General features: G+C 69.6%; 1 protein-coding gene. It reads right to left on the reverse strand.

The window, feature by feature from the left end; genetic code table 11:
- On the reverse strand, positions 1 to 1441 hold a 1441-nt coding region (locus VA603_RS11370), incomplete at its 3' end, for a DUF4011 domain-containing protein (protein WP_323438905.1).
- Positions 1442 to 1447 lie beyond the last annotated feature (6 nt).

Here is a 1447-nt window from a genome sequence, read left to right on the forward strand (position 1 = left end):
CCAGCGCGGCGCGTTTCTCGCATACGAACAGGATGCGCTTGCCGCGCCCGGCGTAGTCGGCGATCAGGTTGGTGATCGTCTGCGACTTGCCGGTGCCCGGTGGCCCCTGGATGATGAAACTGCGCTGGCTGCGGGCCAGGCCCACCGCCGCGCCCTGGGTGGCATCGGAGGCGATCACGTTCCACTGCTCGCGCAGCGGCAACGGCGCCGGCGGTGCGGCGTCCACGGCGCGCGGCTCGATGGAGAACACGCGGTCGAAGGCGGGGTTGTCGGTGTTGTCGTCCAGCAGCTGCGTGTAGTCACGCACCAGCGACATCTTCTTGTAGTTGAAGTTGGCCAGCGTGACCTGGGTCAGGTCCAGGTCCCATGCGTAGCGATGGCCTTCGGCCTCCTGCAGCGCATAGCCCACGCGCTCGGCATCGGCCACCTCCTCCACCATCCACGCATGGCGCGGCCCGGCCACCGGCGCGGCACCGGCCTCGAACCGCTGCGGCAGCGCACTGGGGCGCACCCAGCGCTCGAACAATGCCTGGCCCAGTGGACGGTAATCCTCGCGCTCGTAGCTGTAATCGGGCAGGCGCCCGGCCACGGCACGCGTGCCACGCCCGGCCGGACGGCGACGCTGGTACTGCTGCAGGCGTTGCAGGGCCTTCTGCCGGACCAGCCGCACCTGCGGCTTCTCGATCAGGCGCAGCTCGACCGACGGTTCGGTACGGCGGATCTGCGCCAACAGGTCGGCATGCACCTGCGCGATGGAGGTCTTCTGCAGGTCCACCGTTTCCGGCAGCTGGATGTCATAGAGCTGGCGCAGCTGGTGGCGCAGCACCGGGTTGAACTCGGCCTCGCCTTCCTCGGCCTGCAGCACGTACTGGTCGCGCACGCCCTTGCGCCGGACCAGCTCCACCGGCAACCACAGCAACGGCGTGGTGATGCGTTCTTCCGGGAATTCCTTGAGGTTGTGCCAACGCAGGAACGCGACCACCAGGCGCAGGTGGCTGAAGCCATACTCGGCGCGATCACGGCGGGTTTCCTGGATCAGCTTGTCCAGCGCGGCCGGCAGGAACGGCTGGTCGTCGAAGCGCAGCCAGCGCTGCAGGTCGACCGCCTTGCCGGCGGTCATGTCCGCCGCGAACGGCCCGCCCCAGGTGCAGATGTGCTCCGGCCGGATGCTCTCCACCTGCAGCATCAGCGGCACGCTGGACACGGTGAGGTTGACCGAGCCGGCGGTGGGCCGGAAGAACAGCAGGCGGTTGCGGCGCGACAGGTCGAACAGGCGGTCGCGCAGGTAGGACAGCACCGCGCCACGGCGCGAGGCCAGGCCGCTGACGCCGGACAGCGCGCGTGCCACGTCCAGCACGTCCGGCTGGTCACGCCAGGTGCGCAGGCGCGTGGCCAGGCTGTCCAGCTCGGTGCTGCGGTCGTGCCGGTTGAGCGCGGTCATCTCCAC

This window comes from Stenotrophomonas capsici, assembly GCF_034961085.1.
Classification (GTDB): domain Bacteria; phylum Pseudomonadota; class Gammaproteobacteria; order Xanthomonadales; family Xanthomonadaceae; genus Stenotrophomonas; species Stenotrophomonas capsici.